This window comes from Massilia cavernae, assembly GCF_003590855.1.
In the GTDB taxonomy this organism is placed as follows: Bacteria; Pseudomonadota; Gammaproteobacteria; order Burkholderiales; family Burkholderiaceae_D; genus Telluria_A; species Telluria_A cavernae.
The window spans coordinates 1-23433 of record NZ_QYUP01000124.1 but is presented as its reverse complement, the minus strand read 5'-3'; the positions used below and the strand labels follow the sequence as shown (position 1 = coordinate 23433).

Below are 23433 nucleotides of genomic sequence, written 5' to 3'. Positions count from 1 at the left end.
TCGCCGCACGAGCCAAACACTGGCCGGGACGAATGGCTGGATCATCAGTTCGCATGAGGTATTCGCCTTCGCAACCGGTGCGGGGGTACGCTGAGCCAACTCCACGCTACCAGTAGGCCAAATGCCGTATATACCGCGGCGAACACCCAAGGTGGCGCTTCGTAGAACATGATCCGGGATATCCAATGGGCGATGAAATCGCCTTCGAATGACAGCTGTCCCGACCTGACACGCAGCGATTGCTCAAGCGTGGTAAGTCCGCATTCGATGCCGAACCACGTCGTTACCACCACGTATCCGATCGCTGCGAGGTGAAGGACGCGGAACCGCATATCCCTCACCCACATCCAGTTCAGGCGCGCGCCGGAGAGAATCACTACCAGGCCGCCGACAATAAACACTACTACGCCGAGATGCAGAACCAGGACCGCGTCCGCGAGCGTCCGGTATGTCGAAGGGTCAAAGTTCATTGAGTCTCCCTGCTGACGTTGCAAGGTGAGTGTACTTCGGAAGGTGGCACGCCGCAAACCGGCGACTTGTCCAAGCTCACAGCCACTTCTCCAAGGCAAGGAATACTACGTGCTGGTCAACAATCTACCGAAACGGCTGCGATGTGAGCATTCATCGAAATCAGCGCGTCAACGGTCTTGTCCGCTGGGTCGACGATGTCCATCAGGCGCTGGTGCGTACGGATTTCGAACTGGTCGCGCGAGGCCTCTCAGCGCTACCGTGGAAATGCAGTTCGATGAAGTGAACGGCATAGTGCCTGGTATAGCGGGAGCGCGGCTTCGGCGATTCGGTCCAGGCTGTTCTCGCGTAGCTGCGCTGTATTCACGCCGGTGCAACTCTCCAGGCCGGCCCAGCGCAGCAGAGCCGCGCATGCCTGCGGGGTGTCGAACATGCCATGCAGGTAGCTGCCGAGGATCTGGTCATCCCCCGAACGCGCGCCTTCGCCGCGCCCGCCGATCCGGAATGCGGGGCGCTCCATTGCAGCGCCGGTCGAGATTCCCATATGGATTTCGTAACCCGCAACACTGGCATCGGCAAATTCGCAATGCCCGGTGACCTGTGCCAGGCGCTTGTCGCGCGTGAGCTCGGTGTGCATGTCGAGCAGGCCAAGTGCACGGGATTGCCCTGCATCGCCTTCCACGCCGTGGGGATCGCCCACCGTTGCGCCGAGCATCTGGAACCCGCCGCAGATCCCGATCACCTTGCCGCCGTAGCGCACATGCCGTGCGATGTATTCGCCCCATCCCTGCGCCAGCAGCCATGCGAGGTCGCCGCGCGTGTTCTTGCTGCCGGGGAGAATCAGCAGGTCGCACGGCGGCTTCGCTTCGCCCTGGCGCACGAACTTCAGGTCCACGTCCGGATGCACGCGCAGCGCGTCGAAGTCGGTGTGGTTGCTCATGCGGGGCACCGACGGCACCACGATCTTGAATGCGCCGCTCGAGGCCTGCACCGCTTGCACCGCGTCCTCGGCGTCAAGGAACAAGCCCTGCAAGTACGGAAGCACGGCCAGCACGGGCTTTCCGGTTTGCTGTTCCAGCCATTCCAGTCCCGGTTCGAGCAGCGAGATATCGCCGCGAAACCGGTTGATGACAAAACCGACGATGCGATCGCGCTCGCTCTGCGACAGGCAGGACAAGGTGCCGACGATATGGGCGAACACGCCGCCCCGGTCGATGTCCGCCACCAGGATGACTGGACAGTCGACGGCTTCGGCAAAGCCCATGTTCGCAATGTCGCGATCGCGCAGGTTGATCTCGGCCGGACTGCCCGCGCCCTCGACGATGATCGCGTCGTACTGCTGGCGCAGGCGGCCATACGACTCGAGCACGGCCCCCATCGCGATTGTCTTGTAGTGGTGGTAGTCCCGCGCGTCCATTTCGGCGCGCACCTTGCCGTGGATGACAACCTGCGCGCCGATGTCGCTGGACGGCTTGAGCAGCACCGGATTCATGTCCGTGTGCGGCGCCAGCCCTGCCGCAATCGCCTGCAGTGCCTGGGCGCGGCCGATCTCGCCGCCGTCGGCCGTCACCGCGCTGTTCAAGGCCATGTTCTGCGGCTTGAAGGGCGCCACCCGTACCCCCTTGTCTTTCAGGAGGCGGCACAGGGCGGCGACCACGGTGCTCTTGCCGGCATCGGACGTGGTGCCCTGAACCATCAGCGTATGCCATGGGAAGCTCATGGCGCCTTCCTGCGCTGGCGTGCCAGCTCGAGTTTTTCGCACAATGCAGCGGTGCCGGCGACCATGCGCGGGCCCGAGCGGTTGAGCAGATTGCCATCGATCCGGAACAAGTTTGCGCGGCGCACCGCGGTCATGCTGGCGAAGGACTTCCAGATAGCGACGCCGCCGTCGCCCGGACCGCGCTCAGCGCTGCTGAAAATCGCTTCCGGATCTTCCTGCAATACCGCTTCGACGCTCACAACTGGCGCCGTGACCCTCATGCTTGCGAAGATGTTCTCGCCGCCGCACAGGCGAACCGCATCGCTGACGATATGGCCTCCGTTAAGCGTGTAGAGCGGCTTGTCCCACACCTGGTAGAACATGCGCACCGGCGAACGGCCGCCATACTGGCTTGACAGCGTCGCCAACTTCTTGCGCACGTCGACAGCGGCGGCGTCGGCCACCGCTTCCGTCCCCATCAATTTGCCCAGTCGGGTAAGGCTGCTCGCAATATCGTCCAGCTTCCTCGGCTCACTGTGGAACATCGGAATGCCCAGCGCCCGGATCTGTTCGATCTGGCGCTCCGAGCTGCCGTGCAGCCAGACGACGATCAGGTCCGGCTTTAACGCGGCGACCCTTTCCATGTCGATCTGGCGGTTGCTGCCGACGCGGGGAAGGCGTTTCGCGGCTTCCGGATAATCGCTGTAATCGACGGCGGCGATGACGCGGTCGCCGCCACCGGCCGCAAACAGTAGTTCAGTCACGTGCGGCGCCATCGCGATCACGCGCAACGCTGGTTTTTGCAGCGTCACCGGGTTGCCGCCGTCATCGTTGACGGTAATGGCAGCGCTGGCATTGACCGCGATTGAGCTCGCGACAGCGAGGATGAAGTTCTTCATGGTTGCTCCTGGTTCCATTCTTTCAAGGCGGCGTCCAGCCGCTGCCACGCGCTCTCGTCCGGCGGGAGGCCGATCCTGATTCCCCGCGCGGCACTGGCGAAGAGGCGCACCCAGATCCCACGCTCGGCCATGTGCTGCCAGAATTCCGTTGGCCGCGCTTCCGGCCACCATTGATACAGTGCGCTGCCGTTCGATGCGATGCCATTCGATGCGAGCAGCAGGCGCAGTCGCGCGCCATCGGCATCCAGGCGCGCGCGGCTGCGCTCCTGCCAGTCCTCGTCGATCAGTGCGGCATGCGATATCTCCTGCGCCGGCCCGCTCACTGTCCAGGGGCCGAGCGCATCGGCCAGCATGGCGAGCAGGCCGGGTTGTGCGCCGACGAAGCCGACCCGCGCGCCCGCCAGTCCGAAGAATTTTCCGAGCGAGCGCAGCACGATCAGGCCAGGACGATTGCACCATGGCGCAACGCTGGTCTCGGGCGTGGTGTCGGCGAACGCTTCGTCGACCACCAGCCATCCGCCGCGCGCGGCCAGCTGCAAGGACCAGTCGAGCAGGCGTCCTGGCGCCACAATCGCCCCGGTCGGGTTGTTGGGATTGCAGAGCACCATGACTTCGCATTCGGGGAGCGCGGCCTCGATGCCGGCATACGCCACCTCGCGCATCCGGTGGCCGTGCATGGCCCAGTGGTGCGCGTGCTCGGCGTACGATGGCGCCGCGACCACCACCCGCGATGGCGATCGCAATTGCGGCAGCGCCTGGATGGCAGCCTGGGTGCCCGCTACGGCCAGCATGGACGGCGCGCGGTAATACCTGGCCGCGGCTTGCGCCAGTGCGGGATCGGTTTCGGGCAATCGGTGCCATGCATCAGGAGCGAGCGCCGGCGCCGGATATCCTTGCGGATTGAGTCCGGTCGACAGGTCGATCCAGTCGGCGTAATCGCGGCCGAAACGCACTGCGGCTTCGCGCAGGTTTCCGCCATGTTCAAGCATGCGGCGCTCCCCATGCATACACGCCGGCGCCGGCGGCGCAGGCAAGGGCGAGCCACAGCACGGTAGTCGCCTTAACCAGCTTCCACGCACGGTGGATGTCGCCGGCCTGGGCGGGGCGGCCCCTGCCCAGCGGCGGCCGCTGTTCGGAAACGCCGTCGTAGGTCGCGCTGCCGCCGAGCGCGAGGCCAAGCGCACCGGCGCCGCTGGCCATCACAGGTCCGGCATTCGGGCTGGGCCAATGCGGCGTTTGAAGGCGCCAGCAGTTCCATGCGCGCTTCCGGTTGTCCGCCAACAGCACGTATGAAAGTGCAGTCAGCCGCGCCGGGACGTAATTGAGTGCGTCGTCGATGCGGGCGGCAGTGCAGCCAAACGACAGGAATCGGCTGTTGCGATAGCCCCACATCGCGTCGAGCGTGTTCGCCAGCCTGAATAGCAGTGCACCAGGGCCGCCCGCCACAAGGAACCAGAACAATGTGCCGAACACCGCATCGTTACCATTTTCCAGCAGCGATTCTGCGCTCGCCTTCGCCAAATCGCCTTCGTCCGCGCCGGCGGTATCCCGGCTGACGATACGCGCGGTCAGCAGGCGTGCCTGCGCTAGTTCGCCGCGCTGCAGCGCGTGCGCGATCGGCAGGTTGTGGTCACGCAGGCTGCGCAATCCAAGACAAAGATAAAGCAGCACGGCATGCGCGATCAGGCCCGCGGAGCCGGTCAGCCAGGAGCCGAGCGCGGTCAGCGGCGCCACGGCCATCGTCCATGCGGCTGCGCCGCGCAGGAATCGCGCGCCACCCTTGTTGAATCTGCGCTCTATCAGCGTGGCCAGGTTGCCGAAGCCAACCAGCGGGTGCCAGCGGCGTGTCTCGCCGAGCAGATAGTCCAGCAGCACGCCGCACACAATAAGGAATGCCAGCTCAGGCATCGTCAGGCCCGTCAGCATGGCGTCCCTTTCAGCGCGAGTGGCAAGCCGGCAGCGATGAATACTACCCGATCGCACAATGCGGCAACCGCCTGGTTGAGGCGTCCCGCTTCGTCGGCAAAGCTGCGCGACACTGCGCCGTATGGCACGATTCCCATCCCGACCTCATTCGACACCAGCACGACATCGCCGCCGGCGTGCTGCAAGGCGGCCAGCAGTTCAGCGCGCTGCTCGTGGAACAGCGGCGGCAGCGCAATCGTTCCGACATCCGGATAGTCGCGGCCATCGGAGAACATCAGGTTTGACAGCCACAGTGTCAGGCAGTCGACCAGGACCAGGCGCGTCGCACCGGAATGGCGCACTATCGCGTCGCCAAGCCGCAAGGGTTCCTCGACGGTGGTCCAGTGGGCGGGCCTGGCGTCGCGATGGTGCGCTATGCGCGCCGCCATTTCGCCATCCCCGGCGCGCGCGGTTGCGATGTACACGATTTCGCGCCCGGATTGCACGGCCAGCCTTTCGGCATGGGCGCTCTTGCCAGAGCGTGCGCCGCCCAGAATCAGCGTGGCCGTCATGCCGGGCTCCGCGAGAACATCGCCGCCACTGCAGCGGGACAGGACGGGAAGTAGGCGTGGAAGTAGGACGCGGTCAGCGAACCCACACGGTACACGGCTTCACCGGCGGCACCGCTCGGGTGCTTGACGGTGTGGGTGCGCGGCGCCAGCGCGGTGTCGAGCTGCGAATAGTGGAAGGCGTGGCCGCGCAGGACACCGTGCGGCGTATTCATGCCTTGCGAACCGAGGCCCGCGAGGCGAGCCTGCATGGCGGCTCGTCCCGGCAGCAGGCCCGCCATCGGCCAGGTGCTTCCTGCCTGGTCCACAAGCGTTTCGGCCAGCGCCATCATGCCGCCACATTCGGCAACGACAGGGACGCCCTGGGCATGCACGGCAAGCATCGAAGCCTTCCAGCCGGTCGCCTCGGACAAGGCCTGCGCGTGCAGCTCCGGGTATCCGCCCGGCAGGTACACGGCATCGGCTTCGGCCGGCACCGGCTCGTCCGCCAGCGGGGAGAAGTACGTGAGCGTTGCGCCCAGCTCGCGCAGGGTATGCAGGTTTGCCGGATACAGGAAGGCAAAAGCGGCGTCGCGCGCGATGGCGATGGTCACGCCGGCCAGCAGCGGCGGGACTGGCTCGGGCAAGGCCAAGAGGTCGATGCGTGTGGGGCGCAAGGCATCCCACGCCGCCTGGTCGATTGAAAGCTGCGCAGCCGCGTCATCAAGCAGGGCATCGATATCTTCCAGTTCAGACGGCAGCACTAGCCCGAGGTGGCGTTCCGGCAGCGCCTTTGGCAGGCGTGACAGGGTCGCAAAAAGCGGAATGCCGCGCATCGACGCCGCAACCATCGCGGCATGGCCAGTACTGGCGACGCGGTTGGCGATCACGCCCGCCATCTCGACCGGCCCATAGTCGCGCAGGCCATGTACCAGCGCACCCGCAGTCTGTGCCATCGCCGATGCGTCGATGACCGCCATGACCGGTACGCCAAAGGCGCGCGCCAGGTCGGCCGACGATGGCGTGCCGTCGTACAAGCCCATCACGCCTTCGATCAGGATCACATCCGCCTCTGTGGCCGCTTGCGCCAGCTGGCTGCGGCATTGGTCGATGCCGACCATCCACAGGTCGAGTGAACCGACCGCTGCGCCGCTGGCCCGTTCGAGCAGCATGGGATCGATGAAATCCGGACCGCACTTGAACACCCTGACGCGCAGGCCGCGCCTGGCCAGTGAGCGCGCCAGTGCAGCGGTCACGGTGGTCTTCCCCTGGCCCGATGCGACCGCGGAGACCAGCAGTACACGCACGTCGGCGTGGGCCGCCGTTACCATTCCGTTCCCGCCTGGGCCGCGATACCTGCCTTGAAGGCATGCTTGACGACGGCCATCTCGGTTACCGTATCGGCGATCGCGATCAGTTCATCCGGTGCGCCGCGCCCTGTGATGACGACGTGCTGCATGTCGGGGCGGTCGAGCAGGTCGGCGATCACGGTGTCGAGGTCGAGATAACGATACTTGAGGGCGATATTGAGCTCGTCGAACAGCACCAATCCGATCGACGGATCGGACAGGTAGGTCTTGGCCAGCGCCCATGCCTGCTGCGCTTTTGAAATGTCGCGTTCGCGGTCCTGGGTCTCCCACGTATAACCTTCTCCCATGGCGTGGAAGCTCACCTCGTCCGGGAAACGGCGCAGGAATTTCTCTTCGCCCGTCGACATCGCGCCTTTGATGAACTGGATGACGGCGACTTTCATTCCGTGCCCCATCGCCCGGACCACCATGCCAAAACCGCTGGAGCTCTTGCCCTTGCCGTTTCCGGTATTGACGATGATGATGCCGATGTCCTTCTGCGCCGCCGCGATCTTCTGGTCGATGACGGCCTTCTTGCGTTCCATGCGGACGCGGTGACGCTGGTTGATATCGTTCATGCGAATTCCTCTGTGGGGATGAAAATACGGCGTGTTCCATGGCTGACGACTTCGATCGGGTGGCCAAGGCAGCGGCTCAGGACGGAAGCCTGCATCATGTCGGCGACGGTGCCGGCCTGCCATTCTCCATCGCCCATCAGCAGCAGTGCGTGGGTCGACGCCTGGTGCGCATGGCCCAGGTCGTGTCCGATCATGACCGCCGTCTTGCCCTGTTCGCGGCACAGGCGGGCGAGCAGGCGCATGACGCTCGACTGGTGTGCAAGGTCGAGCGCGTTGGCCGGTTCGTCGAGCAGCAGCAGCGGCGTATCCTGCGCCAGCATGGCGGCGATCGCCACCCGCTGGCGCTCGCCGCCGGACAAGGTGCGTACGTCGCGATCGGCCAGGTCGAGCACTTCCATCGATTCCAGCGCGGCGCGTGCGATGACGTGGTCGTCGCTGCCTTCCCAGTAGCGGTTGGCGTGGTAGGGATGGCGCGCCGCCAGCACCGTTTCTATGGCGCGGTAGGCAAACGCGTCGCTGCGCGATTGAGGCAGGAAGGCGCGCCTGCGAGCCAGTTCTGGCAGCGGCCATTGCGACAGCGGGCGGCCCTGCATCGAGACCACGCCGTCATCCGGGCCGCGCAGGCCGGCCAGCGTGCGCATCAGCGTGCTCTTGCCGGCGCCGTTGCGGCCGATGATGCACCAGCATTCGCCGGCGCGGACATGCCAGTCCAGCTTGTCGACCAGCGTGCGGGTTCCGGCCCTGAGTGTCAGTTTTTGCGTCTCGATCATTGTCGATGCAGCCTGTGAAGTTGATACAGGAAGACGGGAGCGCCGATCAGTGCGGTAACGACGCCGACAGGGAGCTGCTGCGGCGCGAGCACGGTACGCGCAAGCGTATCGGCCAGCACCAGGAAGGCGCCGCCCGCGAGCGTCGCCACCGGGATCAGCACACGATGATCGGGGCCGCAGGCAAAGCGGCAGGCATGCGGCACGATCAGGCCGACGAACCCAATGCTGCCGGCGCTTGTGACTGCGCTTGCCGTGAGCAGCGCCGAGCAAAAGAACAGCCCCTTGCGCAGGGCTCCGACCCGGATACCCAGGGTTGCGGCGGCTTCGGCGTGCAGCGCCAGCACGTTGAGCGAACGGGCGCTGCGCAGGGCGAACAGGAGAGCGCCAGCCAGCACGATCCAGGGAATGGCGCGCAGCGGCGCGCCGGCAAGGTCGCCGATCATCCAGAAGATCATGCTGCGCAGCCGGCTTTCGGGAGCGATCGACAGCATCAGGGTCACGATCGCCATGCAAGCCGACGACAGGATGACCCCGGTCAGGAGCAGCAGCGAAGCACCGCCCTCGGCCGCTGTTCCGCCGCGCAGGTCGCGCTGCGCAAACAGGAACAGCATCATCGAGACCGCGACCGCGCCCAGGAACGCGGATGCGTCTACCACCCACATCGCGCACATGAACAGCAGCGCCGCCAGCGCGCCGACCGACGCCCCGGCGGAGATGCCGAGGACATACGGGTCGGCCAGGGGATTGCGCAGCAAGGCCTGCATCATGACACCCGCCAGCGCGAGCGCGGCCCCGGTGACGAACGCCACCAAGGCGCGCGACAGGCGCAGGTCGAGCAAGGTCGCCGGCAGCGATCCGGCAGTTCCGCTCGCAAGCTCCGTCAGCGCACCCGGTATTTCGGCGAGCGGAACCGGAACGGAACCGGTCATGCCGGACAGTACAAGGCTGGCGATGGCCAGCATCGACAACGCCGTGATGACGACGCTGGCGCGGTGGCGCATGTTGCGGAAAGACAGATGCACTTGACTGCTCCTAGTTCATACCGTAGCGAACACCGGCAAACACCTGGGAACCGGCGGTTGCGTAGTTGCGGGCCAGCTGGTAGCGCTTGTCCGTTGCATTGTTCCAGCGGACGATGGCCGACCAGTCAGGCGCGAAGCGATACGACGCAAACAGGTTCAGCAGGCCGTAGCCGCCAAGGACGTTGCGGTTGGCGGTGTCGTCGAAGCGCTTGCCGGACAGGTGCACGCCGGCGCCTGCAACCAGCGGGCCGGTGCGGTACTCTACCGAAAAATTGGCGTGGCGTCTGGAGCGGCGTACCAGCTGTTTCCCGGTGGTGTCGTCGCGCGGATCCTGCAGGTCGAACGCGCCGCGCAGGTCGAAGTCGCCGAGGCGGGTACGCGCACCCACCGACAGTCCGGTCAACATCGCACGGTTGACGTTGTAGGCGCAGCCGAAAGGATGGGTCGCCACCTCGACCGGACAAGGGGTCGTATTGACCAGCAGGTCGGTGATTCGGTTGCGATAGTAGACCGCGGTCGCCTCGGTGGCGCCGTCGTTGAAAGCCAGGCCGGCTTCCACGTTCTTCCCGTGTTCCGGCTGGTTGCCTGCGACCCCGAATCCGGGGAAGTAGAGTTCATTGAAGGTTGGCGCCCGGAAGCTGGTGCCGGCGCTTGCATTGGCGCGCAGCGTGCGGGTGATCCGGTAGCCATAACCGATACCGCCGGTGACCTTTGAGCCGTACTGCGAGCTGTCGTCGATGCGCGTACTGGCCGTGGCGAGGTGGGCATCGCGCTTGAGCGAATACGCCAGCGCCGCCGAGTTGGTCGTGCGGCCGGTGGTCAGCGCGGCGGTGGAACTGGACACGACTTCCTCCTCGCGGCGCTCAAGCAACATCTGCAGCAGGCCGGCGCCGAGGGCCACGTCGCTTTGCGCGCTGAACGCGGTTTGCCTGGTATCGATGCTGCTGGTACCGGTCGCCGTCGCGTTGCTGAAGTTGGCCGACTTGTCGTCCGCCTGCGACGCCTGAAGTTTGAGCTGCCAGCCCGGCGTGAGCTGGTGCTTCGAGTAGAGCGCGATGTTGTCCAGGCTTTGCACGGTACGCACGTCGTAGCTCGCCCTTCCCGCATCGTACTGCGCATTCAGGCGGCTGTGCAAAAACAGCAGGCCCGCTTCATGGCCGCTGGCCAGGGAGACCGCCAGCTGGCTGCTGGCACTCTCCTTCCGGTAGCCGTCCTTGTCGGCGTTAAATGAGGAGCTGGCGGGCAGCGTTGAAGAGAAGCCGTCGTCTTGTTCGCGCGCGGCCGCAAATGCGTAACTTACGCCTCCGGTGCTTCCGGCGACGGCCGCTTCCGCGCGGCGGGCCTTTTCGCTGCCGGCGCCGATCGCCGCCTTCATGGCTGGCGCGCCGGCGCCGCGCTTCGTGAACAGCTGCACCACGCCGCCGATGGCGTCGGCGCCGTACATGGTCGCGAGTGGACCGTAGATAATTTCGATGCGATCGATGTTTGCCAGCGGCAGGGCAGCCCAGTTGGCGACGCCGGTGGTGGACGAGCCGATGCGAACGCCGTCGACCAGTACCACGGTCTGTTTGGAGTCGCCGCCGCGCATGAATACCGAGGCAGTCGTGCCCGGTCCGCCGTTGCGGGTAACTTCAATGCCGCGCTGTTTTTGCAGCAGGTCGACCACATTGCCGGCGCCGGAGCGGAGGATGTCCTCGGACGACAGCACGATATGGTCGCTCAGGACATCGACGGCCGCCTGCGGGGCGCGCGTTGCGGTGACAAGGACGGCCGTCACGGCAGCCTGGCTGGTGTTTTCGGCTTGAGCGAAAGTCGAGGTAATGGCTAGCGCGAGCGACGATAAGGCCGCACGGCGTGAAACAGGAAAGGTCATGATGAATCTTCAGTTGGCAAGCAACCGGCCGAGTTCCCCGTTGGCCAGGTTGAAAAGAAATGCGTGAACTGAAGATGAGGATCGACCGACTGGGAATGAGGCAAGGCCCGGCCGCGCCGCGAACATCCCCGTTCGCACACTTCCACCTGTCATGGCCGGTATCCGGGCTGGCAAGTGCGGCCGTCTCACCTTCCCATGCAAAAACGCACAGTGGTCTTTTGAGGCGGCTCGTCGTTCGAAGAACGACACTTGCTTACCGTTGCGGGGGCAGCACACGCGGGCCGTGGAGGCTTCGTGTTTCCCGTTTAACTGCACACATGGACATGTATGCGGGCACCATAACGCCCGCAATTATACACAGTCGAGGACTATTACTTCGCCGTAGCCGATTGCGTGGGGCCGTTGCGCCGCCTCGTACGCCATTTCCAATGGGGAGAGTCCGCGCTGGCGGGCTGCCAGCAGGCGTATCGCGCCGGCGTGGCAGACCACCACCGCCGAGGACACCGGTTCCCGCATCAGGCCCGCGTAGAAGTCCGACACGCGCTGCGCCATATCGAGCACGCTTTCGCCGCCGCCCGGCCGGTATCGAGCAACATCGGCAGCCCATGCATCGACCTCGGCGCGCGGTATGTCGTCCCAGTGTCGCATCTCCCAGCGGCCGAAATCGAGTTCGGCCAGGCGCGCATCGAAACGTACCTCGCCACCCAGATCCACGGCCAGCGTCGCGCAGCGCCGCAGCGGACTTGAAATTATCGGGGCGCCGGCTGGAAGTTGGGCGCGCAATGCCGGCAGCGAGCGCGCATGCAGTTCCGGATCGACAGAGAGATCGCTGCGGCCATAGCAAATTCCCGCAGCGACCATCGGCGCAAAGTGGCGCACCAGGTGGACACGCATCGTCAGTTCCAGGCGCCCTGCTGCAGGCTGGCCAGCAGGCACAGGTAGATCACGACCTCGCTGACCTGCTGTACGGCGCCCAGGCAGTCGCCAGTGTAGCCGCCGATACGGCGCACGAACTTTGCGCTCAGCCAGAGCGCGACAGCGGCGGCACCCGCAATGCAGCCGGCGATGACAAGCCACGAGAGGTATCCCAGCGCGCCGAGAATGACGGAGGGAACAAGCGCGCAGGCGGCCGCGATTGCGAATTCCGCATTCGTCATTTGCTGGGCCAGCGGCTTGGCCTTGCCTTCGTCGCGTGCGTACTTCAGGTTCCAGATCAAGGCCGTAGCGGCGAGCCGCGACAGCGGGTGAGCGATGAACAGCGCGACGATCACGCTGGTTGGCGCGAGCATGGAAAGCAGCGCGCACTTGAGCGCCACCAGCAAGCCGGCGCCGACCGCACCATAGGTGCCGATGCGCGAATCCTTCATGATGTCCATGACACGCTCGCGCGTCGTGCCGCCGCCGAAACCGTCGCACATGTCGGCAAAGCCGTCCTCGTGGAAAGCGCCGGTCAGGTAGATCCCTGCTGCCGTCGATAGCAGGACCGCAACCGGGGCGGGCCAGATGTGCGCCGCCGCGAAGTACACGGCGCCCGCAACCGCGGCGACCACGATACCGACCATCGGAAAATAGCGCGACGCGTGATGCAGCCACTCAGGCTGGAATCCGACCCAGCGCGGAATCGGAATGCGGGTGAAGAATTGCAGCGCGATGAAGAACAGGCGGAACTGGTGAAGGACTGCCGGCATGGCGCTAGGCCGACTTGTCGCTGACCTGCGCCGACTCGAACGTCGCCATCTCGCGCAGGAAATCGACGGCGGCGTGCAGCAGCGGCACGGCCAGCGCACAGCCGGTTCCTTCGCCGAGGCGCAGCCCCAGGTTGAGCAGCGGCCGCGCCTCAAGATAGGCAAGCATGCGGCGGTGGCCATGCTCGTCGGAGCAGTGCGAGAACACGCAGTAGTCGAGAATCGCCGGTTGCAGCCGGGCTGCCACCAGCAGCGCGCTGGTGACGATGAAGCCGTCGATCAGCAGTACCATGCGGCGCTCGGCCGCACCCAGCATCGCCCCGGCGATCATGGCGATTTCGTAACCTCCGAACGCCGCGAGGATGTCGAGGGGTTCGCATGCCGAAGCATGCCGTTCGACAGCCGCTTCAATCACGCGCTGCTTGTGCAGGATGCCGTCGGGCGTCAGGCCGGTACCGGCGCCCACGCACTCGGCGACCGGCACGCCGGTCAGCTTGTGCATCAGGGCGGCGGCGGCCGTGGTGTTACCGATACCCATTTCGCCGAAGCCGACCAGATTGCCTTCCAGGCCGGCCGCGAGCGCCACCCCGTGCGCAATCGCGGCCGCGCAGTCGGCTGCACTCATGGCCGGTTGCTGCGCAAAGTTGGCGGTGCCGTGCCCGACCTTGCGGTCGACCAGTCCCGCACGCGGGCCGAAGTCGTGGTTGACGCCCGCATCGACTACCTGCAGCGCGCAGCCGCTGGCGCGCGCAAACACATTGATTGCGGCGCCCTCGGCCAGGAAATTTTCAACCATCTGCCACGTCACGCTCTGCGGATAGGCGGAAATGCCTTCCGCGACCACGCCATGGTCGGCGGCGAACACGATGATTGCCGGTCGCCGCAATGCCGGCTCAACCGTTTGCTGGATCAGGCCAATCTGGTGGGCAATCGTTTCCAACGCACCCAGGCTGCCCGGCGGTTTGGTTTTGTTGGCAATGGCGCGTTCGAGCCGCGCGGAAAGATCGGGATCGGCAATCGGTGAGACGGTGGGAATTTGCATGGATTGAAGTGATGAGAAGGTGGCAATATTATGCAGGGCAATCCTTTCCTGCACAACCGCCGGACTGGCGTCGCCTGCTCCTCGGGCACGCGTAGCGCGCGCACAATGGCATCGGGGCCGGGTTCATCCGCTAAACAGCGGACTTGCCCGGCCCCGATTCAGCCGGCGGGGATCACCCCGCCGGCATCAACTCGCAATGATTATTGCAGTTTGATTTCTACGTCTACACCTGCTGGCAGGTCCAGCTTCATCAGCGCGTCAACGGTCTTGTCCGTTGGGTCGACGATGTCCATCAGACGCTGGTGCGTACGGATTTCGAACTGGTCGCGCGAGGTCTTGTTGACGTGCGGCGAACGCAGGACGTCGAAACGCTGAATGCGGGTTGGCAGTGGGACTGGACCCTTGACAACGGCGCCGGTGCGCTTCGCGGTGTCAACGATTTCCAGTGCGGACTGGTCGATCAGCTTGTAATCGAACGCTTTCAGGCGAATGCGGATTTTCTGGTTTGGTGCGGACATGGTAATTCCTTTAAAGAGCGAACCGCGCTTGCGCACGGCAATATATAGGGGACCGAGATTGTACTACGAAATCACAGGGAGGAACCCGAAAGCCCCTCCCTGTTGCAATACCGAGTCAGGCGGGGCGGACTGACGCCCTCCCCGGCTGCAAAAGCAATTACTTGCCTTCGCTCAGGATCTTAGCAACAACGCCTGCGCCTACGGTACGGCCGCCTTCGCGGATTGCGAAACGCAGGCCTTCTTCCATCGCGATCGGGTTGATCAGCTTGACGGTGATCGACACGTTATCGCCTGGCATAACCATTTCCTTGTCCGCTGGCAGCTCGATCGAGCCGGTCACGTCGGTGGTACGGAAGTAGAACTGTGGACGGTAGTTGTTGAAGAACGGGGTGTGACGGCCGCCTTCATCCTTCGACAGAACATAGATCTCGCCGGTGAAGTGGTTGTGCGGCTTGATCGAACCTGGCTTGGCCAGAACCTGGCCACGCTCCACGTCTTCACGCTTGGTACCGCGCAGCAGCAGGCCGACGTTGTCGCCAGCTTGACCCTGGTCCAGCAGCTTGCGGAACATTTCCACGCCGGTGCAGGTGGTCTTGACGGTATCCTTGATGCCGACGATTTCGATTTCTTCGCCGACTTTGATGATGCCGCGCTCGACACGACCGGTAACCACGGTACCGCGGCCCGAGATCGAGAACACGTCTTCCACTGGCATCAGGAATGCGCCGTCAACTGCGCGCTCTGGCTCAGGGATGTAGGTGTCCAGTGCTTCGGCCAGCGCCAGGATTGCCTGCTCGCCCATTGGGCCGGTGTCGCCGTCCAGCGCCATACGTGCCGAACCCTTGATGATTGGCAGGTCGTCGCCTGGGAATTCGTACTTCGACAGAAGCTCGCGCACTTCCATTTCAACCAGTTCCAGCAGTTCTGCGTCGTCGACCAGGTCGCACTTGTTCAGGAACACGATGATGTATGGAACGCCAACCTGGCGTGCCAGCAGGATGTGCTCGCGGGTCTGTGGCATTGGGCCGTCAGCTGCGGAGCAAACCAGGATCGCGCCGTCCATCTGCGCTGCACCGGTAATCATGTTCTTGATGTAGTCGGCGTGGCCTGGGCAGTCAACGTGAGCGTAGTGACGGTTTGCGGTCTCGTACTCGACGTGTGCGGTGTTGATGGTGATGCCGCGTGCTTTTTCTTCTGGTGCTGCATCGATCTGGTCGTAAGCTTTAGCTTCGCCGCCGAATTTCTTCGACAGGACGGTAGCGATTGCTGCGGTCAGGGTGGTCTTGCCGTGGTCGACGTGGCCGATAGTGCCGACGTTGACGTGCGGCTTGGTCCGTTCGAATTTACCTTTTGCCATTTTGATCTTCCTTTAAGAGCGATTATTTTTTGCGGGACAGAGCAAGGGTTTATCCTTGCCCTGTCCTCAACTAACTTTGAATTACTTAGCTTTAGCAGTAACGATTGCGTCGGTAACGTGCTTAGGCGCTTCGGAGTAGTGCTTGAATTCCATCGTGTAGGTAGCACGGCCTTGCGTTGCGGAACGCAGCGAGGTCGAGTAACCGAACATTTCCGACAGTGGTACTTCGGCTTTGATGATCTTGCCGCCACCACCCTGGATTTCGTCCATGCCCTGCACCATGCCGCGGCGGGACGACAGGTCGCCCATCACGGAACCGGCGTAGTCTTCCGGGGTTTCCACTTCAACCGACATCATCGGCTCGAGGATAACCGGAGCGGCGCGACGGCAACCGTCCTTGAACGCCATCGAAGCTGCCATCTGGAACGCGTTTTCGTTCGAGTCCACATCGTGGTACGAACCGAAGAACAGCGTGACCTTGACGTCGACCACTGGGTAACCTGCCAGCACGCCGGTGTTCAGCGTACCGCGCACACCCTTTTCAACTGCAGGGATGTATTCGCGTGGAACCGTACCGCCCTTGATCGCGTCGACGAACTCGAAGCCCTTGCCCGGCTCTTGCGGTTCGATCTTCAGGACCACGTGGCCGTACTGGCCGCGGCCGCCCGACTGCTTGACGAACTTGCCTTCGGATTCTTCGCAGGTCTTGCGGATCGTTTCGCGGTATGCAACCTGTGGCTTGCCGACGGTTGCTTCCACGCCGAATTCGCGCTTCATGCGGTCGACGATAATTTCCAGGTGCAGCTCGCCCATACCACCGATGATGGTCTGGCCCGACTCTTCGTCGGTCTTGACGCGGAACGAAGGATCTTCCTGTGCCAGGCGGTTCAGCGCCAAGCCCATTTTTTCCTGGTCGGCCTTGGTCTTAGGCTCGACTGCCTGCGAAATCACCGGCTCAGGGAAGATCATCTTCTCCAGCGTGATGACAGCTGCAGGGTCGCACAGGGTTTCGCCCGTGGTCGCATCTTTCAGGCCGACAGCAGCGGCGATGTCGCCGGCGCGGACTTCCTTGATTTCTTCACGCTGGTTGGCGTGCATCTGCAGAATACGGCCAAGACGCTCTTTCTTGTTCTTGATCGGGTTGAACACGGTGTCGCCCGAGTTGATCGTTCCGGAGTACACGCGGAAGAAGATCAGCTGGCCGACGAACGGGTCGGTCATGATCTTGAACGCGAGTGCGGCGAACTTTTCGTCGTCGGCAGCGCGGCGGCTGGTCGGCTCGTCGTCTTCGTCGGTACCGGTCACTGGCGGGATGTCCACTGGCGACGGCAGGTATTCGATGACGCCGTCCAGCATGGCCTGTACGCCCTTGTTCTTGAACGCGGTACCGCACATCATCGGAACGATTTCCGAAGCGATGGTGCGCTGGCGCAGAGCGGCCTTGATCTCTTCTTCCGAGAGGTCGCCTTCTTCCAGGTACTTGTTCATCAGGTCTTCCGACGCTTCAGCAGCGGTCTCGACCAGCTTCTCACGCCATTCGTTGGCCTGGTCGACCAGTTCCGCAGGAATGTCGCGGTAGTCGAACTTCATGCCCTGCGACGCGTCGTCCCAGTAGATGGCTTTCATCTTGACCAGGTCGACCACGCCCTTGAAGTTTTCTTCAGCGCCGATAGGAATCTGCAGCGGGATCGGGTTTGCCTTCAGGCGAGCGCGCATCTGCTCGTAGACCTTGAAGAAGTTCGCGCCGGTACGGTCCATCTTGTTGACGAACGCGAGACGTGGAACCTTGTACTTGTTGGCCTGGCGCCATACGGTTTCCGACTGTGGCTGAACGCCGCCGACTGCGCAGTAAACCATGCAGGCGCCGTCGAGCACGCGCATCGAGCGTTCGACTTCAATGGTGAAGTCGACGTGGCCCGGCGTGTCGATGATGTTGATGTGGTGCTCAGGGAAGTTGTTAGCCATACCCTTCCAGAAGCAGGTGGTCGCAGCCGAGGTAATCGTGATACCGCGTTCCTGCTCCTGCTCCATCCAGTCCATGGTGGCCGCGCCATCATGCACTTCGCCGATCTTGTGGTTCACGCCCGTGTAGAACAGGACGCGCTCGGTGGTGGTGGTCTTACCAGCATCGATGTGAGCGGAGATACCGATATTGCGGTAGCGCTCAATGGGGGTCTTGCGTGCCATAATTATTCCTAAATCTTTTAATGGACAAAACCGAGCAACATTTTTTCGACAAAATGAGCCCGGCCTCGAACAACGGATGCATGGCCGCGCCCCTCGCAGGGTCTGGCCATTGGATTAGAAGCGGAAGTGCGAGAACGCCTTGTTCGCTTCAGCCATACGGTGAACTTCGTCACGCTTCTTCATTGCGCCGCCGCGCATTTCAGCCGCTTCCATCAGCTCACCGCCAAGGCGTTGTGGCATGGATTTTCGCTGCGCTTGTTTGCGGCTTCGCGCAACCAACGCATGGACAGCGCCATACGGCGAACTGGGCGAACTTCAACTGGCACCTGGTAGTTGGCGCCGCCGACACGGCGGGACTTAACCTCGACCATTGGCTTGGCGTTGTTGATCGCTGCAGCGAAGACTTCAAGCGGGTCCTTGCCGGACTTTTGCTTGATGTGCTCGAACGCACCGTAGATGATGTTCTCAGCGACCGATTTTTTACCGGACAGCATCAGAATGTTGACGAACTTGGCGACATCGGTATTGCCGAATTTTGGATCAGGCAGGATCTCGCGCTTGGGTACTTCACGACGACGTGGCATTTCAATTCCTTTCAGTCTTCAGTTGAGCGCGCCTGGCGCACTCGCGGAGGCCATCATAGCCATCCACTTACTCGACCTTGCGGTCGGTTCAACTCAATTGTGGGGCAAAAATATTACTTCTTGCCTGCTTTAGCGCGCTTCGCACCGTACTTCGAGCGAGCTTGCTTACGGTCTTTAACGCCCTGGGTATCCAGTGCACCGCGAACCATGTGGTAACGCACACCCGGCAAGTCTTTAACACGGCCGCCGCGCAGCAGCACGACACTGTGTTCTTGCAGATTGTGGCCTTCACCGCCGATGTACGAAATGACTTCGAAACCGTTGGTCAGGCGAACTTTGGCGACTTTACGCAGAGCCGAGTTAGGCTTCTTTGGGGTCGTCGTGTACACACGGGTGCAGACACCACGTTTTTGCGGGCAATTTTCCAGCGCCGGCGATTTGCTCTTCACGATCGTAGCGACGCGTGGTTTGCGAATCAGTTGATTGATGGTTGGCATCGTTATTAATCCAACAAAGATACAACGTGAATAACCCGGGCTGATGCCCGGGGACTAAAACTGAGTCCCGGTTTGGACTGACAGCGGAGGCGACAAAAGCCACTCGCGAAGGAGCGGCTGAGCTACGCACACGGTGTGCAGAATAAATTCGAGAACTCGCGAGTATATGCTTGTGACGAGGCACGGTCAACCGGTTTACGGTCTTGCCCGGGTGGAATCGGCGGTAAACTGCCGGGATTCGTCGTTATCTGGCGACAATCGGTGGGGCAACGGCGGCGCGTTCCGGATCAAAATTTCCCCCCCACGGTTGGGAACGCCATGATAATAGACGACTTTTCCCGTTCGTCCAACCATGCGCCCGCTGCTCCGCCCTGCCAACCTGATCCTGCTGCTGACTTACCTGGCCGTGTCGCTCGTGCCTTTCGCGCCCGCGCTGCTGGGCCGGCCGCTGGCACGCCCCTGGCAGGTGTTCGGCATCGAACTGTTCGCCTGGGTGGCGGCCTGGGCCGTGTTCAAGCGCCCGGCTCGCTTCCACTGGCTGCTGCTGCCCGCCTTCCTGGCGCTGCCGACCGAAATCTACCTGCTGACTTATTACGGCCAGGGCATTTCCACCCACCACCTCGGCATCATCGCGGAGACCAGCCCGATGGAGGCGCTGGAATTCCTTGGCAACACGGTGTGGCTGATGCTGGCCGCGGTCGCCGCGGTGCTGGCCTGGTGGGCCGGCACCTTGCGCATCGCCCGCGCCACCCGCGCCTTCGACTGGAACGACAGCTCGCGCTGGGTCGCGCTGGCCGCCCTCGCCGTGAGCGCGGCTGTCGGCGCCTACAGCCACGAATTCGGCATCGCCCCAAAACAGGTGGCCGCTGCGCCGGCGCGCGCCTTGCCGCCGCTGGCGCACCTCGCAAAGGCCAGCCCTGCCGCTGCGGCACGCCCGCCAGGCGGCATTCCCGGCGCCGGCCACACCGGCCTGGCGCTGGCGCCGTTGCCGCACTGGGCAAGCCTGCCCTTCGAATTCGACGCCTTCTCGCAGTCGTGGCCATTCGGCCTGCTGGCGCGCGGCGTCGACTTCTATAAAGAGCGCGAGTACCTCGCCCAACTGAGCGAGCGCAGCACCAGGTTCCGCTTCCACGCGCGCCAGGCCAAACCGGACGCCGCGCCCGAGGTCGTGGTGCTGGTACTGGGCGAATCGTCGCGCTTCGACCGCTGGAGCCTGAACGGCTACGCGCGCGACACCAATCCCCTGCTGCGCCAGGAAGCCAACCTGGTCGCGCTGCCGGACGTGATCACCGCCGTGTCGGCCACCCGCCTGTCGGTCCCGGTGATCATTTCGCGCAAGCCGTCGATGAAAAGCCTGAAGGACGGCTTCGCCGAAAAATCCTTCCTGACCGCGTACAAGGAAGCCGGCTTCAAGACCTACTGGCTGTCCAACCAGATCTCCTTCGGCGAGTTCGACACCCCGATATCGGTGTTCGCCAGGGAGGCCGACGTGGTGCAGTTCCTGAACCTTGGCGGCTTTACCAACAATTCCAACTTCGACGAAATCCTGTTCGACCCGCTGCGTATCGCCCTGTCCGACGCCGCGCCCAAGAAGCTGATCGTGCTGCACTCGCTGGGCAGCCACTGGAACTACGGCCACCGCTACCCGAAGGCCTTCGACAAATGGCAGCCCTCGCTGCACGGCATCGACAAGCCGGTCTACACCGACCTGAAACTGAAGGCGCACCTGAACAACAGCTACGACAGCAGCATCTTGTATACAGACTGGTTCCTGGCGCAGGTGATCGGCAAGCTGAAGGCGTCCGGGCAGCGCACGTCGATGGTGTACATTGCCGACCACGGCCAGTCGCTGTACGACGGCAGCTGCAAGCTGGGCTTCCATGGCCACAATACGCAATACGATTTCCACGTTCCGGCCTTCGTCTGGTACTCGGACCTGTACCGCGAGCGCTACCCGCACAAGGTGCAGCAACTGGCGCGCCACCGCACATCGAGGCTGGCGACCGAGAACATGTTCCACACCCTGCTCGACATGGCCGACATCCGCTATCCGGGCGAGCGGCTTGAATGGAGCTTCGTGAACCGCGCCTTCGCCGAACACAAACGCTATGTCGACAGCTACGGCTGGAGCAATTACGACAATGCGAAGTTCAAGGGCGACTGCCGTGAGGTGATCGACAAGGGAACTCCGCTGAAGCGGGAGCGATAGTAAGCCGCGGCGCCCGAAAGCTGTCCGGCGCGGCGTCCACCAGTGCCCGACCGGACACGGCGGACACCATCCGCGCAATGAAACGCCCATGAAATCAATCTCTTAACGCTTGGCACGGTTCGTGCGTAACGATATTTACATCGTTTCAACAAACACCGCTGCCATGATTCGCGACACATCACACCAGGATTCAGTCATCGCCCCGCCAAAGGGCCACAACAACAAGCGCCGCGCGCTGGTCGGCGCCGCCACCGTCGCAATCATCGCCACCGGCGTCTTCCTTTTTTCGGCCTGGGGCAAGAGCGAACACTCGGTCAGCGCCGCGCGCGTGCGCATCGCCGAAGTCGCGCGCGGCACCTTGGTGCGCGACGCCTCGGTCAACGGCCGCGTGGTCGCCGCCGTCAGCCCGACCCTGTATTCCACTTCCGCGTCGACCGTCAACCTCAAGGTCGCGGCGGGCGACACTGTCAAGAAAGGCCAGGTGCTGGCGATCCTTGAATCGCCAGACCTGTCCGATGAACTCAAGCGCGAGCAGTCCAGCTACCTCCAGCTCGAAGCAGAAGTCGCGCGCCAGAAGATTTTGGCGCGCAAGCAGAAGCTGCTGGCCCAGCGCGAGGCCGACACTGCGGAGATCGACCGCCTGTCAGCCCAGCGCACGCTGGAACGCTACGAGGGCGTCGCCAACGAAGGCATCATCGCCAAGATCGACTACCAGAAGGCCAAGGACGCACTGAAGTCCGCGCAGATCCGCGCCCGCCACGCGGCCGACGCCGCCCTGCTCGAAGGCGACGACGTCTCGCTCGCGCTGAAAACCAAGGTCAATGAACTGGACCGCCAGCGCCTGTCGCTGGCCAACGCCCAGCGCCGCGTCGACGAACTGACCGTGCGCGCGCCGGTCGATGGCTTCATCGGCACGCTGTCGGTGCAGAACCGCATGGTGGTCGCCGCCAACGCTCCCCTCATGACGCTGGTCGACCTGTCGCGCCTCGAAGTCGAACTCGAGGTGCCCGAGACCTACGTGCAGGACATGGGCCTGGGCATGACTGCCGAAATCCAGCTGCCGACCGGCACCGCCACCGGCAAGCTGTCGGCGCTGTCGCCGGAAGTGGTGCGCAACCAGGTGCTGGCGCGCGTGCGCTTCGACGGCGAACAGCCGAAAGGCCTGCGCCAGAGCCAGCGCCTGACAGCGCGCCTGCTGATCGAGGAAAAACCGAACGTGCTGATCGTGCCGCGCGGCCCCTTCGTCGAAAGCGAGGGCGGACGCTTCGCCTACGTGATGGACGGCGGCGTCGCCGTGCGCAAGCCGATCTCGATGGGCGCCACCAGCATCAATTCGGTGGAGATCCTGTCCGGCCTGAAGGCAGGCGACAAGGTGGTCATCTCCGGCACCGACGAATTCAAGAACGCCGCACGCGTTTCGATTAACTGAACACTACTTCGAACCCGAAAGGACATCCCATGCTGCGCATGAAAAACCTGAGCAAGGTGTACCGCACCCACATGATCGAAACCCACGCGCTGCGCGGCTTCGAGATCGACGTCAAGCAGGGCGAGTTCGTCACCGTCACCGGCCCTTCGGGCTCGGGCAAGACCAGCTTCCTGAACATCGCCGGCCTGCTGGAAGACTTCACCGATGGCGAGTACGTCCTGGACGGCATCAACGTCAAGGGCATGGACGACAACGCGCGCTCGCGCCTGCGCAACGAAAAGCTGGGTTTCATTTTCCAGGGCTTCAACCTGATTCCCGACCTGTCCCTGTTCGACAACGTCGACGTGCCGCTGCGCTACCGCGGCTTCAACGCGGCCGAGCGCAAGGAGCGCATCGAGGACGCGCTGGCCAAGGTGGGCCTGGCATCGCGCATGAAGCACTACCCGGCCGAACTGTCCGGCGGCCAGCAGCAGCGCGTGGCGATCGCGCGCGCGCTGGCCGGTTCGCCCAAGCTGCTGCTGGCCGATGAACCGACCGGCAACCTCGATACCCAGATGGCGCGCGGCGTGATGGAACTGCTGGAAGAGATCAACGCGCAAGGCACCACCATCCTGATGGTCACCCACGACCCGGAACTGGCGGTGCGCTCGCAGCGCAATGTGCACATCATCGACGGCCAGGTGTCCGACCTGGTGCGCAAGGCGCCGACCCTGGTCGCGTCCAAGAGCGAACACGTGGCCTGAGGAGATCCCATGTTCTCGTACTACTTCCTTCTCGGCGTGCGCAGCCTGCGCCGCAATCCGGCCCTGACCGC

21 protein-coding genes, 2 pseudogenes and 1 riboswitch are annotated in these 23433 nt (G+C 63.6%); of the genes and pseudogenes, 3 read left to right on the top strand and 20 right to left on the bottom strand.

Going from position 1 to position 23433, the window contains the following annotated elements:
- Positions 1-44: 44 nt before the first annotated feature.
- The 20 genes and pseudogenes from D3872_RS16125 to rpsL form a co-directional block, all read right to left on the bottom strand.
- Complete coding sequence (locus D3872_RS16125; RefSeq protein WP_119811766.1) at positions 45-470, bottom strand: DUF2784 domain-containing protein; 426 nt, start codon at positions 468-470, stop codon at positions 45-47.
- A 116-nt stretch (positions 471-586) separates the two neighbouring features.
- A pseudogene (locus tag D3872_RS16120) lies at positions 587-718 on the bottom strand (30S ribosomal protein S10); the annotation flags it as partial.
- A gap of 6 nt (positions 719-724) precedes the next feature.
- Positions 725-2188, bottom strand: a complete 1464-nt coding sequence (locus tag D3872_RS16115; RefSeq protein ID WP_119811764.1) for a cobyric acid synthase — start codon at positions 2186-2188, stop codon at positions 725-727.
- The gene (locus D3872_RS16110) at positions 2185-3066 is read right to left on the bottom strand and encodes a cobalamin-binding protein (RefSeq protein WP_119811763.1); all 882 of its coding nucleotides are present in this window, start codon (positions 3064-3066) and stop codon (positions 2185-2187) included. The genes D3872_RS16115 and D3872_RS16110 overlap by 4 nt, the downstream gene beginning before the upstream one ends.
- On the bottom strand, positions 3063-4055 hold the full coding sequence (cobD, locus tag D3872_RS16105) for a threonine-phosphate decarboxylase CobD (protein ID WP_119811762.1): 993 nt from the start codon (positions 4053-4055) through the stop codon (positions 3063-3065). Before cobD ends, D3872_RS16110 begins: the two co-directional genes overlap by 4 nt.
- Positions 4048-4992 carry an adenosylcobinamide-phosphate synthase CbiB gene (gene cbiB, locus D3872_RS16100; RefSeq protein ID WP_119811761.1) on the bottom strand — a complete coding sequence of 315 codons (945 nt, stop codon included), beginning with the start codon at positions 4990-4992 and terminating at the stop codon, positions 4048-4050. Before cbiB ends, cobD begins: the two co-directional genes overlap by 8 nt.
- The gene (gene cobU / locus D3872_RS16095) at positions 4986-5543 is read right to left on the bottom strand and encodes a bifunctional adenosylcobinamide kinase/adenosylcobinamide-phosphate guanylyltransferase (protein ID WP_119811760.1); all 558 of its coding nucleotides are present in this window, start codon (positions 5541-5543) and stop codon (positions 4986-4988) included. Before cobU ends, cbiB begins: the two co-directional genes overlap by 7 nt.
- Positions 5540-6850, bottom strand: a complete 1311-nt coding sequence (locus D3872_RS16090; protein ID WP_119811759.1) for a cobyrinic acid a,c-diamide synthase CobB — start codon at positions 6848-6850, stop codon at positions 5540-5542. Before D3872_RS16090 ends, cobU begins: the two co-directional genes overlap by 4 nt.
- A complete protein-coding gene (gene cobO, locus D3872_RS16085; protein WP_119811758.1) occupies positions 6844-7446 on the bottom strand; it encodes a cob(I)yrinic acid a,c-diamide adenosyltransferase in 603 nt (200 codons plus the stop codon). The genes D3872_RS16090 and cobO overlap by 7 nt, the downstream gene beginning before the upstream one ends.
- Positions 7443-8216 carry an ABC transporter ATP-binding protein gene (locus tag D3872_RS16080; protein WP_119811757.1) on the bottom strand — a complete coding sequence of 258 codons (774 nt, stop codon included), beginning with the start codon at positions 8214-8216 and terminating at the stop codon, positions 7443-7445. Before D3872_RS16080 ends, cobO begins: the two co-directional genes overlap by 4 nt.
- Positions 8213-9238: a FecCD family ABC transporter permease gene (locus D3872_RS16075; protein ID WP_119811756.1), complete on the bottom strand. Its 1026-nt coding sequence runs from the start codon at positions 9236-9238 to the stop codon at positions 8213-8215. Before D3872_RS16075 ends, D3872_RS16080 begins: the two co-directional genes overlap by 4 nt.
- Positions 9239-9248: 10 nt before the next feature.
- Positions 9249-11111 carry a TonB-dependent receptor plug domain-containing protein gene (locus D3872_RS16070; RefSeq protein ID WP_119811755.1) on the bottom strand — a complete coding sequence of 621 codons (1863 nt, stop codon included), beginning with the start codon at positions 11109-11111 and terminating at the stop codon, positions 9249-9251.
- A 136-nt stretch (positions 11112-11247) separates the two neighbouring features.
- Positions 11248-11467: riboswitch (cobalamin riboswitch) on the bottom strand.
- Positions 11463-12005, bottom strand: a complete 543-nt coding sequence (locus D3872_RS16065) for a histidine phosphatase family protein (RefSeq protein ID WP_119811754.1) — start codon at positions 12003-12005, stop codon at positions 11463-11465. (Overlaps the previous riboswitch by 5 nt.)
- A gap of 2 nt (positions 12006-12007) precedes the next feature.
- The gene (locus D3872_RS16060) at positions 12008-12799 is read right to left on the bottom strand and encodes an adenosylcobinamide-GDP ribazoletransferase (RefSeq protein WP_119811753.1); all 792 of its coding nucleotides are present in this window, start codon (positions 12797-12799) and stop codon (positions 12008-12010) included.
- A 4-nt stretch (positions 12800-12803) separates the two neighbouring features.
- Positions 12804-13838 (bottom strand): nicotinate-nucleotide--dimethylbenzimidazole phosphoribosyltransferase, encoded by a 1035-nt coding sequence (gene cobT / locus D3872_RS16055; protein ID WP_119811752.1) that lies wholly within the window; start codon positions 13836-13838, stop codon positions 12804-12806.
- A gap of 200 nt (positions 13839-14038) precedes the next feature.
- Complete coding sequence (gene rpsJ, locus D3872_RS16050; protein ID WP_005663509.1) at positions 14039-14356, bottom strand: 30S ribosomal protein S10; 318 nt, start codon at positions 14354-14356, stop codon at positions 14039-14041.
- Positions 14357-14513: 157 nt separating this feature from the next.
- A complete protein-coding gene (gene tuf / locus D3872_RS16045) occupies positions 14514-15713 on the bottom strand; it encodes an elongation factor Tu (RefSeq protein ID WP_119811751.1) in 1200 nt (399 codons plus the stop codon).
- Between the two features lie 81 nt (positions 15714-15794).
- Positions 15795-17900, bottom strand: a complete 2106-nt coding sequence (gene fusA, locus D3872_RS16040) for an elongation factor G (protein WP_119811750.1) — start codon at positions 17898-17900, stop codon at positions 15795-15797.
- A gap of 114 nt (positions 17901-18014) precedes the next feature.
- Positions 18015-18484: pseudogene (gene rpsG, locus D3872_RS16035) on the bottom strand (30S ribosomal protein S7).
- A 113-nt stretch (positions 18485-18597) separates the two neighbouring features.
- Entirely contained in the window at positions 18598-18981 is a 384-nt protein-coding gene (gene rpsL / locus D3872_RS16030) for a 30S ribosomal protein S12 (RefSeq protein ID WP_119811749.1), read from the bottom strand.
- 352 nt (positions 18982-19333) lie between these two features.
- Here rpsL and D3872_RS16025 point away from each other — a divergent pair, with 352 nt between their 5' ends.
- From D3872_RS16025 to D3872_RS16015, 3 genes are all read left to right on the top strand, one after another.
- Positions 19334-21190, top strand: coding sequence for a phosphoethanolamine transferase (locus tag D3872_RS16025; protein WP_119811748.1), 1857 nt, complete (start codon positions 19334-19336; stop codon positions 21188-21190).
- A gap of 121 nt (positions 21191-21311) precedes the next feature.
- Positions 21312-22619 (top strand): efflux RND transporter periplasmic adaptor subunit, encoded by a 1308-nt coding sequence (locus D3872_RS16020; RefSeq protein ID WP_229459358.1) that lies wholly within the window; start codon positions 21312-21314, stop codon positions 22617-22619.
- Between the two features lie 29 nt (positions 22620-22648).
- Positions 22649-23362, top strand: a complete 714-nt coding sequence (locus tag D3872_RS16015; protein WP_119811746.1) for an ABC transporter ATP-binding protein — start codon at positions 22649-22651, stop codon at positions 23360-23362.
- Positions 23363-23433 lie beyond the last annotated feature (71 nt).